Source organism: Streptomyces sp. SAI-170, assembly GCF_049739565.1.
Taxonomy (GTDB): Bacteria; Actinomycetota; Actinomycetes; order Streptomycetales; family Streptomycetaceae; genus Streptomyces.
The window spans coordinates 3,667,774-3,682,079 of sequence record NZ_JBMGQD010000001.1 but is presented as its reverse complement, the minus strand read 5'-3'; the positions used below and the strand labels follow the sequence as shown (position 1 = coordinate 3,682,079).

Below are 14,306 nucleotides of genomic sequence, written 5' to 3'. Positions count from 1 at the left end.
ACGGGGGGTGCTGTCGCTGAAAGGGAGGGCCGGGCTTCAGGCCGGCTCACCGGCGGAGCCCCGTCGTTCCGTTGCTGACCTCGGCGATGATGCGGCGGTAGCCGGCGACGAGGGGGTGGTGGGGGTAGGCCGTGGAGAAGACGCGTTCGCCGGCCAGGGTGGCCATCTCGGGCGCGTAGGGCAGAACGGCGGAGACCCTGGTGTCGTAGGCCTTCTCCACCTCGGCGTGCAGACGGTCGTGGACCTGGCCGTCGGGAGCCATGTTGACCGCCACGGTCAGGCCGACCCCGCCGAGGCGTTCGGCGAGGGCGACCGTCTCGCGGGCGCCGGCCAGATCGAGGCGGTCGGCACGGGTGACCACGACCAGGTCGTCGGAGCAGGCCATCGCGGTCACGGTCTCGTTGTTGAACCCGGCGTGGGTGTCGAGGAGCAGCACGTCGAGGGCGAGGGAGTCGATGAGCCGGTCGAAGCCCTCGCGCAGCAGGCCCACGTCGTAGCCGCGGCCCATGATCTCGGCGGCCGCGGTGGACCGGCTGCGCGCCGGGATGAGGAAGAACCCGTCGTGGCCCCAGTCGCCGTCCGCCGGGTACACCGCGTCCTCGATCTCGCACCGGCCGATCAGATAGTCGGTGAGCGAGCGACGCCGTACCTGCTCCACCGAGCCGTCGAAGATCACGTCCAGCGCGGGCGTGTGGATGTCCGTGTCCACCAGCGCCACCCGGCGGCCGGAGGCGGCCAGCAGCAGCGCCAGATTGGCGGCCGTGCTCGACTTGCCGGTGCCTCCCCGATAGGAATGCACGGTGATGATCTGCGACACGTCTACCCCCGACTGATCAGTTGCTCTGCGGCCCGGGCGGGCGCCAGTGGACGGCCATCATGGTGATGTCGTCGGACTGCTCCGCGGACCCGACGAACTCGCTGAGCGCCCCGTCCATGTGGTCCAGCAGCCCCTCCCCGCACACCTTCGCCGCGGTCAGCTGCCGGATCATCTCGTCCTCGCCGAAGAACAGCCCCGACGCCGACCGGGCCTCGGTGACCCCGTCGGTGTAGATGAACAGCGTGTCGCCGGGGCTGATGCGGGCGTAGCCGAGGGAGAAGTCGACGTCCGGGATGACCCCGACCGCCGGCCCCGTCGGCTGCAGCAGCACCGGCTCGGCGCCGCTCGCGCTCAGCAGCACCGGCGGGTTGTGGCCGCCGTTGATGTAGACGAGGTTGCCGGTGGCCGGGTCGAGGACGCCGAAGAACATGGTGGCGAAGTAGCCCTGCCGGATGTGGTTGCGGGTGAGGTAGTTGTTGGTGCCCACCACCGCGTTCAGCAGCGGCGTCGCCCCCACCACCGGGATGGCCCGGCTGTGCTCGGCCCAGGTGGTCTCCTCACCCATCAGCTCGGCGGCGATCAGGGACTGCAGCCCGCTCTGCTCGGCGGTGTGCCGCAGCAGCGAGCGGATCAGCGCCATGAACAGCGCCGCGCCCACGCCCTTGTCGCACACGTCCGCCACGATCAGCGCGAGCCGCCGCCGGTTGACGATCTCGAAGACGTCGTAGAAGTCCCCGGCCACCGTCCGCGCGGGACGGAAGCGCACATGGATCTCCCAGTCGTCGGGGCTGGGCAGGTCGTCGGGCAGGAAACCCAGCTGGATCTCCCGGCCGATCTCCAGCTCCCGCTCGTAGGACAGCAGTTCCGCGTGCGCGGCCACGTCCTCCATCGTCCGGCTGAACTGCGCCTTCTCATGGCAGTCCCGTAGCCGCGCCCGCACCAGGTGGGTGTGGAACGGCGGCACGAGGTAGTCCGCGCCGGCGCCGACGTGGCTGTCCAGCAGATGCAGATGATCCTGCTCGGCGTAGGCCACCACGGCCGGCTGGAGTCCCTCGTCGTCCAGTCTGCGCGCCACCGCCCGCACGGTGTGCGGGGTCAGCTGCGCATGGGCCAGGACCACCGTCACCTCGGGCAGCCGCCCCGGCGAGGTCGCAAGCACCTCGCCGGGGCTGTGCACGTGCACCTCGGCGCCCACACGCTTCAGGGCGTCGTGCAGGTCCGGAGGCACGCTGCGATGCTCGTCCAGAACCAGCACCTTCGTCTGCACCATCTCCGCCTCGTCTACTCCGCTGTCGGCTCGTCGTCGCCGCCCCGGGTCCGGGGCGGACGTGTGCTTCCGCCCCGGCCGGGGAGCAGCATGACCAGCGTGCTCACGTTGCGTCCGGCCACGAGTTCGTACCGGTACTCGTCCACCGCCGTGACGGCGAGATACACGCCCAGGCCGCCGATCCGGCGCTCGGACAGCGGCGCGTCCAGCTCGGGCGCGCGCATGCCCTGGTGCGGGTCGAAGGCCGGGGCGTCGTCCTGGAAGCGGACCCAGAGCCGCTCGGGCTCGATGGCGGCCTCCACGGCGATCTCACCGGACCGGCCGCGGTATCCGTGCATGACGATGTTGGTCGCCAGCTCGTCCGCGGCCAGCCGCAGCCGGTACAGCGCGCTCTCGTTCAGTCCGGCGCGGCGGCCGACGTCCAGGACGAAGGCCGCGACGCGGTCGAGTTCCTCCAGAGCGGCGCGCACCTTGATGCGTCCCGCGCTCACCGCGTGCTCCGCGGTGGCGCGGCGGACGACACCCAAGGGGAGGCCGCCGCCGCGGGCCACCTGGGCGGGGACTCCGGCGGCGGACGGCGCACCGTGGTCGATCGCCATCGGCCTGCCCGCCCCCTCACACGTCGACGAGGTCGATGCTGTGGTCGAACCCGGCCAGCCGGATGGTCCGGGCCACGGGCTCCGGCGCTCCGACAACGGCGATGCGCACGTCGTCGCCCATCTTCTGGCGGGCGAAGACCAGCGAGCGCAGTCCGGCGCTGGACAGGTAGGAGAGCTTCTCGGCGCGGATGACCAGCTCGACGGCGCCCGCGGAGGCGGCCTCGTCGACGGTGTCGTGGAACTGTCCCGCGGTCGCCGCGTCGAGCTCACCGCTCAGCTCGATGGTGGCGACACGCTCGTTGACCCTGAGCTTCACTTCGAAAGACACGGTGGAATCTCCTTCGCGGGGGATGGTGCGGGGGTGGGGCGGTCAGCGGCCGACGAGGACCACCACGGAGTGCGCGCCGAGGTGGTAGCTGTCGGGCTGCTCCAGCGGCGGCTCCTGGCCCAGCGGGTGGGCGCCGGCCGCGGAGGTGTCCGCGAACAGCCGCCACTTCAGGCCCTCGGGCAGCCGGGGGAGCTCCAGGTCGTGGCCCTCCCAGTGGGAGTTGATGGCGATGTAGACGTGGTCGTCGGCGACGGTGCCGCCCTTGGCATGCTTGCCGCACCGCATCAGCGCCAGCACCCGGCAGTGGCTGGACCAGTCCGGCGCCCAGGCGCGCACACCGTGCCAGCTGATGTCGGGGTAGCCGCTGCCGACCTGGTCGGCGCCGATCGGGTGCATCGAGTTGCGCAGCACCGGATGGGCGTGCCGGAAGGCGATCAACGACTTGGTGAACTCCAGGAGTTCGGCGTTGGAGTCGACCAGGCCCCAGTCGAACCAGGACAGTTCGTTGTCCTGGCAGTAGGTGTTGTTGTTGCCCAGCTGGGTGCGGCCGACCTCGTCGCCGGCTACGAACATGGGCACACCCTGGCTGGTGAGCAGGATCGCCATCAGGTTCTTCATCTGCTTCATGCGCAGCGCGCGCACGTGCTCGGAGGCGGTGGGGCCCTCCTCGCCGCAGTTCCAGCTGTTGTTGTCGTTGGCGCCGTCGCCGTTGCCCTCGCCGTTGGCCTCGTTGTGCTTGTCGTTGTACGACACCAGGTCGTACAGCGTGAAGCCGTCGTGGGCGGTGATGAAGTTGACGGACGCCGAGGAGGTGCGGCCCTGGTAGAGGTCGGGGGAGCCGGCCATCCGGGTCGCGAGTTCGCCGACCAGTCCGGGCTCGCCCTTGACGAACTTGCGGACCGTGTCGCGGTACTTGCCGTTCCACTCCGACCAGCGGCCGTAGTTGGGGAAGTTGCCGACCTGGTAGAGGCCGGCCGCGTCCCACGCCTCGGCGATCAGCTTGGTGTGCCTGAGGATCGGGTCGGCGGCGAGCTGCTCGAGCAGGGGCGGGTTGGGCAGCGGAGTGCCGTCGGGGGGCCCGGTCCAGGATCGAGGCGAGGTCGAAGCGGAAGCCGTCGATGTGGTACTCGGACACCCAGTAGCGCAGGCAGGACAGCACGAAGTCGCGCACCACGGGGTGGTTGCAGTTGACCGTGTTGCCGGTGCCGGAGAAGTTGTAGTAGTACCCCTCCGGCGTGAGCATGTAGTACGTGGAGTTGTCCAGGCCGCGGAAGGAGATCGTGGGGCCCTGCTCGTTGCCCTCCGCGGTGTGGTTGAACACCACGTCGAGGATGATCTCGATGCCGGCCTTGTGCAGCTCCTTGACGAGCGACTTGAACTCGTCGGCCTGCATGCCGAAGCGTCCCGTGGCGGCGTATCCGGCCTTGGGCGCGAAGAAGGAGACGGTGTTGTAGCCCCAGTAGTTGTACAGGCGCTCACCGGTGGCCGGGTTGCTGCGCGTGTTGTCCAGCTCGTCGAACTCGAAGACGGGCAGCAGCTCCACGCAGTTCACGCCGAGTTCGCGCAGGTAGGGGATCTTCTCCCGCAGGCCCGCGTAGGTGCCCGGCGCGGCCACCTTCGAGGACGGGTGCCGGGTGAAGCCGCGCACATGCGTCTCGTAGACGACGAGGTCCTCGCTGGGGATGCCCAGCGGGGTGTCGTCGCCCCAGTCGAAGTCGTCGTCGGGGATGGTCGCCCGGTACTGGTAGACGTTCGACCAGTCGGGCTCGGCGCCCCACACGTCCCGGCCGGAGACCGACCGGGCGTAGGGGTCGCTGAGCACCTTCGTCGGGTCGAAGCGGTCGCCGGCGCCGGGGTCGAAGGGACCGTCGGCGCGGAAGCCGTACTCGAGGTTCTCGGTGTCCAGGTCGAACACCGTCATGGCGTACACGCTGCCGATACGGAACTCGGGCGGGAAGGGCAGCTCCACCAGCGGCTCCTTGGCGCCACGCTCGAAGAGCACCAGGCTCATCGAGGTGGCGCGGTCGGAGTACACGGAGAAGGTGACCCCACCCGGGACCGGGTGCGCGCCGTACGGGAACGGACGTCCCGCGCGCACCCGGTAACCGGAGATCTGGCGCGTCGGATAACCGTCGACGCGCTCTCGTACGTCCTGGACGGTCATCGGCCCGCGTTCTCCAGTGCGGAGCCGAGGTCCTCGGCTATGTCGAAGAAGTCCAGGAAGCCGGTCGCGGACATCACGAACCTGACCTCCTCGGACAGCCCGACCAGCGTGACGCGGGCCTCCAGCTGCTGGGCGCGGCGGTGCACGATGAGCAGCGTGCGCAGCCCGGCGCTGGAGATGTAGCTGATCCCGGTCAGGTCGATCAGGACGCTGGAGCTGTGCCCGATGAAGGGCAGCAGCTGGGCCTGGAGCCCGCCGGAGGTGGTGGAGTTGATCTCCCCCTCCAGGGCGACCACACAGGCCGAGCCCTCCATGCGGGACGTGAGCTTGACGGTCATCCGGACACCTCCGTGGGCGAGAGCCGGACCTTGACCTTGACGCGCCCCGAGGTCTCGGGCAGCCGCACGGTCAGCGCGCCGGCGTCGAAGTCGGTGTGCTCCTCGCCGTCGATCTCCACGCTCTCGATGCGCACCGAGCCGGCCGGCAGCAGGTCGGGGGAGACGCGCAGGGTGCGCTCGGGCAGGTCGGACGGGTCCGGCTTGAACCAGAAGTCCATCGCGTTGCCGTTGATGAGCAGGTTGTTGTACACCGCGGCGAGGTAGCACAGCTCGGCCGAGTGGTACATCGACATCGAGTGGCTGCCCTTGAGCCGCTCCACCCCGAGCAGGTACGGCAGGCCGTTGGCCAGGGTGTTGAAGTAGACGGCGCCCTCGTCGTGGTCGAGGAAGAACGCGTTGTAGAAGGACTCCGCGTCACGGGCCTCGGAGCGGAAGTCCTCCCGGCCGGTGAGGCCGTGCAGGATGAGGTAGGCGAGGATCGCCTGCTCCTGCTGCCACCAGGCCTTGCGGTCGTGCCAGGCGAAGCGGAACCTTTCCTCACCGTCGGCCAGGACCCGCTCGACGACGTCGTACCAGCCGCCGCGCTGCCGGTCGCTGCCGATGGGCGGCATGGTCTCGCCCAGGCTCGTGGCGAGCTTGAGGTATTCGTCCTTGGGGCGCAGCGAGTGCATGCGCATCAGGTTCCAGGCGATCTTCAGGTTGTGGCCGACGACCGCGCGGTTCTGCTGCCAGCCGTGCTCGGTGTCCGCCGACCAGTCCTTGTGGAAGCGCTCCTGGACGAACGGGCTGTGCTCCAGGTCCGGGAAGCGCTGCGTGATGGTGTCGAAGGTGTACTCCAGCATGTCGGCGTAGGACTTCTCGCCGGTCGCCAGGTACAGGTTGATCAGGTACGCCGGGGCGTGGTCGCCGACGGAGTTCCAGTTCTTGCGCGAGCGGTTCGGGCCCAGCGACTCGTGCTCGGGGCTGAGCAGGATCGGGTCGATGTGGCTGAAGTACCCGCCGTGCTCGGGGTCCAGGTAGAACCGGTCGAACAGGCGGATCGTGGCGTCCGCGTCGGACTTGATCCGCGGGTCGCCGGTGACCCGGTAGGTCTGGATCGGGCCGGCCAGCGCGTAGATCTGCTCGTAGGCGGGCAGCGCGTCGTAGTCGTCGGAGAACTCCGAGGTGAACAGCTTGGTCTCGGTGTCGCCGTCGACCTTCAGGCCGTGGTACCAGTACACGACGTTCTCGTCCTGGTCCACGAACCGCATGTGCTCGCGCAGGTACTCGGTGCCGCGCTCGGCGACCTCCAGGTACTGGTCGTCACCGGTCAGCAGGAACGCCGACGCCATGCCGTACACCAGCCGGGAGATCGTGTCGGTCTCCTGGATGTGGCTGGCGGTCTTGTCGCCGCTGAGCCGGATCTCCGTGCGGTAGTTCTTGAAGTCGACCGGGCCGTCGCCGAACTGGGCCTTGCGGTAGAACGCGGCGATCTCGCGGATCTGCCGCACCCACCAGCCGGGCTCCTCGTAGCGGTAGTCGTCCGTGTCACGGCCGACGAACACCAGACGCTTGGCCTCGAACCGCAGTCCTCCGCCCTGCGGGTAGAAGATGCCGTACGCCTGGAGGAAACGGCCCGGGGTCAGCAGGTCGTAGATGTGACCCGAGGCGTCCTGGTAGGGCTCTCCCAGGTTGTGCAGCAGCTCCGCGCTGGGGGCGCCGTCCAGGGAGACGTCGAAGCTCCGGCCGTCGGCCGTGGCGACGGTCACCACCGCGGCGTCGCGGTCGAACGCGGTGACGCGGCCGGCGATGGTGTCGGAGAAGGTGAAGTTCACGGTGCCGGGGTTGCTGGTCATGTCTCACGCACCTCGCAGCACGAGTTCGTCGATGATGGTCCTGGCGAAGAGATGGCAGTGGTCGCCGGTACGTCCGGTCACCAGATCGCCGTCCACGACGACGTCCTGGTCCACGTAGTTGGCGCCCATGTTGCGCACGTCGCCGATGAGGTTGTTGTGGCAGACGACCTTGCGGCCGCGCACCACGTAGGGGATCGAGGCGGCCAGCCACATGCCGTGGCAGATGATCCCCTTGACGACCCCGGACCGGGCGAACGCCCGGCGCAGCAGGTCCGTCGCGGGCGGCAGCTTCTCGATGTCCTCGGTGTAGCGCAGCCGGTCGGCGACCATGCCGGAGGGCACGATCAGCGCGCTGTACTCGAGCAGCGCCCGGTCGTCGATGTCCTCCAGGCTCTTGTCGACGACCAGCGGCGCCCGGTACTCATGGCCCGAGAAGGTGATCGACTTGTTCCCCCACAGCCGGGTGATCAGGTCGACGCGGGCGCCCTCCTCGGCGAACCGGCGCTGGTAGTAGGCGATCTCGGGCTCGTAGAAGTCGCTCTCGGTCAGGATCGCGATCCGGCGACCGGAGAGCACTCCGTCGCGGGACGGGATGGGTCCGGCCATGGCTCAGGCTCCCTCGGTGGTGCGCAGGTCGACCAGGAACGGGCGGTCGTCGGCGAGCATCCGCTTCACCGCGTCCGCCACCTGGTCCTTGGTGTCCACCCGCACCCCGTCGACGCCGAAGCCGCGTGCGATCTCGGCGAAGTGCAGATCGGGGTGGGACAGGTCGAACGGCGTCGGGAACTGGTGCGGCTGGACGCCCCGCTCCCGCCAGTACTGCTCGATGTTCAGGTCGAGCAGCTTGTAGCTGCGGTTGTTGCAGATCACGAACTTGGCGCCGATCTCATGGCGGACGGCCGTGTACAGCGCCTGGAAGGTGTACATCGAGCCGCCGTCGCCGGTGAAGCCGATCACCGTCTTGTCCGGGTGGGCCAGCTTGATGCCGAGCGCGCCCGGGATGCCGACGCCGAGCGAGCCGCCGCGGGTGGAGAACCAGTGGCCGGGCAGCCGTCCGGGCAGATGGGCGTTGAGCGGGCCCGCCGCGGTCAGCGCCTCGTCGAAGACCATCACGTCCTCGGGCACCGCACCGGCCAGCTCGCGCAGGAAGGTGTTCAGCAGCGAGCCGTCGTCGGCCGGCAGCAGCGCCTGCTGCGCCCGCCGCTCGGTGAGACGCGCGGCCGCACGCGAACGGTCGGCGGCGGACAGCTTCGTCTCCAGCTGCTCGGCGAGCGCCTCCAGGGTGGCCCTGGGGTCGGCGACCAGGCCGAGGCTCACCGGGTGGTTCTTGGCGATCTCGTAGCCGTCGAGATCGATGTGGACGATCCGCGCGTCCTCACGGAACGGGTTCCCCAGGTTCGGGAACACCTCCGGGAAGACATAGGTGCCCACGATCAGCACCGCGTCGGCGTCCTTCACGTGCGAGGTGGAGACCTCGCCGAACATGTGGCCCAGCTGCCCGCGGTAGAGCGGATGCCGGGCGTCGAGGTTGACCTCGGAGTAGTCCACGCCCCAGATGTCGGCGCCCAACTGCTCGGCCACCCGGGTCAGTTCGGCCTGCCCGCCGGACACCGAGACGCCGTCGCCCACCAGGACGAGCGGCTTCTCGGCGCCGGCGAGCAGCGACGCGGCCTGCTCCACCAGCGAGGGCACCGGAAGGGCCTCGGTGCGCAGGACCGTGCTCGGCACGACCTGCTCGGTGTTGACCGCGTCGAGGACGTCCATCGGAAGCGCGACGAAGACCGGGCCGCGCGGCGCGGTCATCGCCATCTTGTACGCCCGGCGCAGCGTCCGCAGCACGGAGTTCGGGTCGGTGACCCGGGTCGCGTACTTGGTCACCGGGCGGGCCATGGCGACCAGGTCGGCCGCCATCTGCGCGTCCATCGACTCGTACTTCACACCGGACTCGCCGGCGATCACCACGAGCGGGGTGTGGCCGCGCTTGGACTGGTACAGCATGCCGATCGCGTTGCCGAGACCGACACCGCTGTGCAGCTGGAGCAGGGCGGGGCGGCCCGTGGCGCGGGCATAGCCGTCCGCGATGCCGGCGGCGACCGTTTCCTGGAGCGTCAGGATGTACTGGAGTTCGTCATAGTTCTCCAGCGCGTCCAGAAAACCCTGCTCGACCGTTCCTGGATTGCCGAACATGAACGGGATTCCGTCGGCGATGAATTGCTCGATGATCGCCGCATTGCCCTGCCTGGCCATGTCTTCCTTCTCTCGCTGAGACTGCGCTGTGTGCTGCGCCGAGTTCTGGAATTACCAGCCGAAGCGGGTCAGCCCGTCTTCGAGAACCTCGACGATCTTCTCGCCCGTGAGATACGAGTCCGGAGTGGAACGGCCCGTGATGAACGGGAAGTCCACGATCACCGAGGTCTCCTTGCCGAAGTTGCCGTGGTAACGGCCCTCGGGTCCGGTGGCGTCCCGCAGGATGTACTCCAGCGGGTACGGCGGCGGGCCCATCTGGAAGTCGGTACCGAGGAACCCGGTGCCGTCCTTGTAGTCGTACTCCTTGCAGTGGCCCGTGACGTGCTTGCCCCAGATGATCGACTTGCGGTCCTCCCAGTCACGGGCGAACGCCAGGCAGGTCACGCCGTAGCACTCGGCGGCGACCGGCTTGCCGGCCCGCAGGAAGGCGAGGATCAGCTGGTGGACGCGCTCGTTGTTGGCGAGGTCGACGATCGGGCCGGAGCCGCCGACGATCAGGATCGCGTCGTAGTCCTCGATCTCCTGCGCCACGACGTCCACCGCGCGGTGGTACGCCTCCAGCTTGCGCAGGTAGTCGTCGTCGGAGGTGTACGGGCGCTCGGGCACCCAGCTGGAGATGTCGATCGGGTCGTCGAGACGGTCCGAGTCGTCGATCTCCTTGGTGATCTTGGCGACCTTCTCGGAGGTCACCGAGCGGCCCAGCGGCGGGTCGATGAACTCGGGGTCCATGGACGGCGGCAGCGCGTGCGCGCGCTTGCCGGTCGGGGTGGCGAAGACGACCTCGTAACCGCGCTGGTCGAAGTGGGACAGGGGCCCGATGAGCTCCTCGCCCCAGTACCCGTACTCCGACAGGATCACGAGGATCTTCTTGGCATTCCTCCTGGCCACGACAGCTCCTTGGATTCGTGGTGGGGTGGTTCGGGGGACCGTCGGCGGGCCGTCAGCGGGCCTCGGGGCCGATGATCCAGTTCTCCTTGACGGCGAGGGAGAAGACGTACTTCGGGTCGACGATCTCGTCCCGGGCCGCCTTGACCTTCTCGGTGAAGTACGGCGAGGCGACGGCCTCCCGCAGCGCGTCGACGTCGTCGAACCACAGCTGCTCGACCGAGTCGAAGGACGCCTCGCCGAAGGTGTAGGCACCGTCGACGGTGTGGGCGTGCAGATAGCGGCGCAGGCCCGGGGTCTCCTTGACCACGTCGGCGTAGCCGCCGAGGCTCTGCTTGCGGTACGCCTCCAGCTCCAGGCCGGGGCGGCGCTTCTGCAGCAGCGTCAGCTTGACCCACTCCTGGCCCTTGGCGAGCGCGGGGCCGGGGACGATCTCGTGGGCGTTGGTGTCGACCACGATCGTCAGCCAGAACGCGGCCCAGTTGGGCTCGTCCAGGCGGGCGCCGTTGAGGAACTCGTCGGTCTGCAGCGACGCGACCTGCTCCTCGGGGTTGAGCCAGATCTCCGCGATGCCCTGGTGCGGCAGAGCCGGCGTGCCGAGGTTGCCCTCGAAGTCGACGACGGTGTCGACCATGTACTTCCGGATCTGCGGGATTTTCGATGCGTACTGCACCGCGTGCACATTCACCCAGTAATCCTGGAATTCCTGCGCGGTCATACCCGGCTTGGGCGCCGCCAGAATGAACTGGTGGATCATTGAATTTCTCCTGTTCCACACCGGTCCGGACTCGCAAAAGCGTGTCAATACGACACGCGCCCGGCAATGAACTTCGGACGACTTCCTGACCTGAAGAGCTTTCAGACGGCCTCGGGCCGGCCCTGGGCGAGACGCCGTACCGCGGCCAGCGGGATCGCCAGCCATTCGGGTCGGTTACGGGCCTCGTACACCGCCTCGTACACCGCCTTGTCGGCCTCGAAGGCCCGCAGCAGCACGGGCGCGCAGCGCGGGTCCACCCCGCCGGCCTGTGCGTAACCGGCGCTGAACGCCCGCCGGTTGTGCACCGCCCAGGCCGAGGCGCGGCGGGCCAGCTTGCTGCCCTTGAGACCCGTCTGCGCCTGCGCCCCGGGCGGGGCGCCGAGCACCTCGGTGAGGGCGTGGTGGGCGGCGTAGTCGAAGGAGCGCAGCATCGCCGCCACATCGCGTACGGCGGGCTGGAGGCGGCGGCGCTCCTCCAGCGGGTGGCCCGGCTCGCCCTCGAAGTCGATCAGCACCCAGCCGTCCTTGGCGCGCAGCACCTGGCCGAGGTGGAGGTCGCCGTGGACGCGCTGCACGAGGAGGGGGTGGCCGCGGGCGGCGATGCCGTGCAGATCGCGGTGGATGTCGCGCAACTGCTTGGCGAACGGCACGAGTTGAGGCACCGCGTCGACGGCCTCGTCGAGCCTGCGGGTCAGCTCGGCGGCCAGTGCGCCGATCTCGTCGGCCGCCAGGTGCCGGCTGTCGAGCTGCTGGGCGAGGGCGGTGTGCACCTGGGCGGTCGCCCGGCCCAGCGCGTGCGCCTCCTCGGCGAACCCGCCGAAGGGGGCCACCGAGGCGCACTCGCCGGTGATGCACTCGGCCGCCTCCCGGGTGGCCAGCGCCCAGCCGTCGCCCTGCGAGGGCACGAACTGCTGGAGGATCGCCAGCGTGGTGCGGCCCGCCGCGAACGCGTCCGAGGTCTGCATCCACGCCAGCGGATGCGCGCTCGGCACGTCCCCCGCGCGCCGCAGCGCGGTGAGCATCTCCAGCTCGGGGTGCGGGCCGGGCTGCAGGCGCCGCAGCACCTTCAGCATCAGCTTGTCCCCGAAGGCGATGGAGGTGTTCGACTGCTCGGCGGTCATCACATGCGGGGTCAGCCCGGCCGGGATGTCCGCGTCGGCCACCCGGTGGCACTCCACGGTCCCGTCGGCGTCCTCGGCGGCCAGATGCGCGAGCAGCCCGGACATCAACTCCGGGTCACCGGTGGCCTCGTAGAAGAGCAGCCCCGATCCGCTCGCCCGTCCGATGACGGCCTCCGCGGGCGGTTCGGGCCCCTGCTCGCGGACGCCGACCAGCAACTGGTACCACTCCTCGTGCCCGGGCTGCCCGGCCCGCACGATCAGCTGCAGCAGCGCCGGGTCACCGGCCTGGACCAGATCGGCCAGCACCGGCTCGACGACCGGAGCGCTCTCGCCCTTCCCGGCGAACCAGCGCCGCCCGGCCAGCCAGCCCGGCAGCAACTCCCGCAACTCCGCGGCGAGCCGCGGAGCATCGGTGGTGATCAGGGGCGTGTTCATACGGCACCTGCCCGGGTGGAGGGAGCGTCGGAGGAGTCGTCCTTGTCCTTGAAACCGGGGCTGAGGCACCCCTGCCCGTCGATGAGATGCCAGCCCCTCTTACGACCGAGCAGCAGGTGATGCCCTAAGGGGCGCGGGGCTGTGTCCGATATGCGGCTATCGCCGCGTGGGCGCGACAAGCCACGACGAACCGGAGGCCGCCAACGGGCAGAACCCCCCGAATCGGTGGGCGCACTCATGCCACACCCACCCGAGCAGGACGGACACCCGCAGGCGCGGCAGACGCAGACGCAGAGGCCAGCGCAGCAGCCGCATGAGCCACGCTCACCATCGTCATGTGGTGATGCCAGCCCCGGAACGACCGCCCCTCGAAGTCCCGCGCACCGAGCCCGTCGGTCACCTCGGAGAGATCCCGCTCGACCCGTCTCGCCAGCATCGCCGTGCGATAGATCGTGCCGAGCTGGGTACGCGAGAGGTTGGACAGCCAGTACTCGGCCGGCGCCCGCCGGTTGCGCGAGGTCCAGGCACCGAGCAGGACGAGCTCCTGCCGCTCGTTGAGCTGGGCCGGTACCGCACGGCGGCGCCGTAACCGCACCCGCATGGTGCCGACCGACGTCGCCCGGACGGTGTCCGTGACGTGGTCGTACCACTCGACGGGCATGCAGTTGCGGCTGAGCGCGGCGGTCAGCACGTCGGTCGCCTGTGCGCGGTCGGCGAGCGCCGGCTGCTGCAGCGGCTCCAGGAGGGCGAACCGTGAGGCCGGGTCGATCCGCACGACGAAGGGGATGTGACGGGCGTTCAGTTCGGCGCACGCGGCGTACGGGTCGCCGTCGCGCAGGTCCATCACCACCGGCCGGCCGGGCAGGTTCCACTCGGAGGCCATCCGGTCGACCGCGCCGATCCCGCACTGCTCGGGCGGCGAGGAGTCCACATGCGACGGGATCGAGGCGCGCCGGCGGCGCTCGGGGTGCTCGGTCCAGCACTCCGGCAGCGCCAGCCGCCAGTCCACCGGGCAGCTGCCCTGCTCCGACACCAGCCACACCCCGGCCGCCTGCTGGCAGTTGACGATCCGGCCGATGTGCGCGACCCACTGCCGCTCCACGCCGACCGAGTGCTCACCGATCTTCGTGATGACCAGCGGGTGGACCACCCAGGCCCGCGGGGTCAGCCGCTCGCTCAGCAGCTGCGCCACCGCACGCCGCACCGGCCCGCACTGCCAGGTGGACTTGGTGATGAATTGGTAGAGGCTTTGCTCCACGCTGTTTCCGGCACCGTTGGCGAGCGCGCGCATCGTCTTTTTGCCATCGACCGTGAGCAGACCCCGGACATAAAGCTCTGCCCAACGCCGTTGATCGCTGCGCGGAATCGACTCCAGAGCCCGGGAGAGGATGGCCGAGAATACGTCCTCCGGCATTCCCTCCGGCAAGTTCTGCCGATGTTCTACGGACATGATGGGGCCCTCTCTGCAAGTGGTGCTGTTTGCTCGCCGCCGCAGTGGAACAAGGGCATCCGG

13 protein-coding genes and 1 pseudogene are annotated in these 14,306 nt (G+C 69.5%); all 14 read right to left on the bottom strand.

From position 1 onward, the window contains the following. Nucleotides 1-46: 46 nt before the first annotated feature. Entirely contained in the window at nt 47-817 is a 771-nt protein-coding gene (locus tag RKD23_RS16385) for a MinD/ParA family ATP-binding protein (RefSeq protein ID WP_404044060.1), read from the bottom strand. Between the two features lie 16 nt (nt 818-833). Next, nucleotides 834-2,087, bottom strand: a complete 1,254-nt coding sequence (locus RKD23_RS16380; protein ID WP_424854328.1) for a PP2C family protein-serine/threonine phosphatase — start codon at nt 2,085-2,087, stop codon at nt 834-836. Nucleotides 2,088-2,098: 11 nt separating this feature from the next. Then, complete coding sequence (locus RKD23_RS16375; protein ID WP_404044056.1) at nt 2,099-2,683, bottom strand: ATP-binding protein; 585 nt, start codon at nt 2,681-2,683, stop codon at nt 2,099-2,101. Nucleotides 2,684-2,699: 16 nt separating this feature from the next. Next, a complete protein-coding gene (locus RKD23_RS16370) occupies nt 2,700-3,011 on the bottom strand; it encodes an anti-sigma factor antagonist (RefSeq protein WP_424854327.1) in 312 nt (103 codons plus the stop codon). Between the two features lie 42 nt (nt 3,012-3,053). Further along, nucleotides 3,054-3,857 carry a hypothetical protein gene (locus RKD23_RS16365; RefSeq protein WP_424854326.1) on the bottom strand — a complete coding sequence of 268 codons (804 nt, stop codon included), beginning with the start codon at nt 3,855-3,857 and terminating at the stop codon, nt 3,054-3,056. Nucleotides 3,858-4,362: 505 nt separating this feature from the next. Continuing rightward, nucleotides 4,363-5,175 (bottom strand): annotated as a pseudogene (locus RKD23_RS16360) (glycogen debranching enzyme); the annotation flags it as partial. Next, nucleotides 5,172-5,513, bottom strand: coding sequence for an STAS domain-containing protein (locus RKD23_RS16355; RefSeq protein WP_404044050.1), 342 nt, complete (start codon nt 5,511-5,513; stop codon nt 5,172-5,174). The pseudogene RKD23_RS16360 and the gene RKD23_RS16355, both read right to left, overlap by 4 nt. After that, a complete protein-coding gene (locus RKD23_RS16350; RefSeq protein WP_424854325.1) occupies nt 5,510-7,348 on the bottom strand; it encodes an AGE family epimerase/isomerase in 1,839 nt (612 codons plus the stop codon). The genes RKD23_RS16355 and RKD23_RS16350 overlap by 4 nt, the downstream gene beginning before the upstream one ends. Nucleotides 7,349-7,351: 3 nt before the next feature. Continuing rightward, entirely contained in the window at nt 7,352-7,954 is a 603-nt protein-coding gene (locus tag RKD23_RS16345) for a DJ-1/PfpI family protein (RefSeq protein ID WP_404044046.1), read from the bottom strand. A 3-nt stretch (nt 7,955-7,957) separates the two neighbouring features. Further along, nucleotides 7,958-9,595: a thiamine pyrophosphate-binding protein gene (locus tag RKD23_RS16340; RefSeq protein WP_404044044.1), complete on the bottom strand. Its 1,638-nt coding sequence runs from the start codon at nt 9,593-9,595 to the stop codon at nt 7,958-7,960. A 51-nt stretch (nt 9,596-9,646) separates the two neighbouring features. Further along, on the bottom strand, nt 9,647-10,483 hold the full coding sequence (locus RKD23_RS16335; RefSeq protein ID WP_404044043.1) for a type 1 glutamine amidotransferase domain-containing protein: 837 nt from the start codon (nt 10,481-10,483) through the stop codon (nt 9,647-9,649). A 52-nt stretch (nt 10,484-10,535) separates the two neighbouring features. Further along, nucleotides 10,536-11,237 (bottom strand): EthD domain-containing protein, encoded by a 702-nt coding sequence (locus RKD23_RS16330; protein WP_404044041.1) that lies wholly within the window; start codon nt 11,235-11,237, stop codon nt 10,536-10,538. Between the two features lie 101 nt (nt 11,238-11,338). Then, the gene (locus tag RKD23_RS16325) at nt 11,339-12,793 is read right to left on the bottom strand and encodes a maltokinase N-terminal cap-like domain-containing protein (RefSeq protein ID WP_424854324.1); all 1,455 of its coding nucleotides are present in this window, start codon (nt 12,791-12,793) and stop codon (nt 11,339-11,341) included. Between the two features lie 235 nt (nt 12,794-13,028). Continuing rightward, nucleotides 13,029-14,243, bottom strand: a complete 1,215-nt coding sequence (locus tag RKD23_RS16320) for an IS701 family transposase (RefSeq protein ID WP_424854323.1) — start codon at nt 14,241-14,243, stop codon at nt 13,029-13,031. Nucleotides 14,244-14,306: the final 63 nt, after the last annotated feature.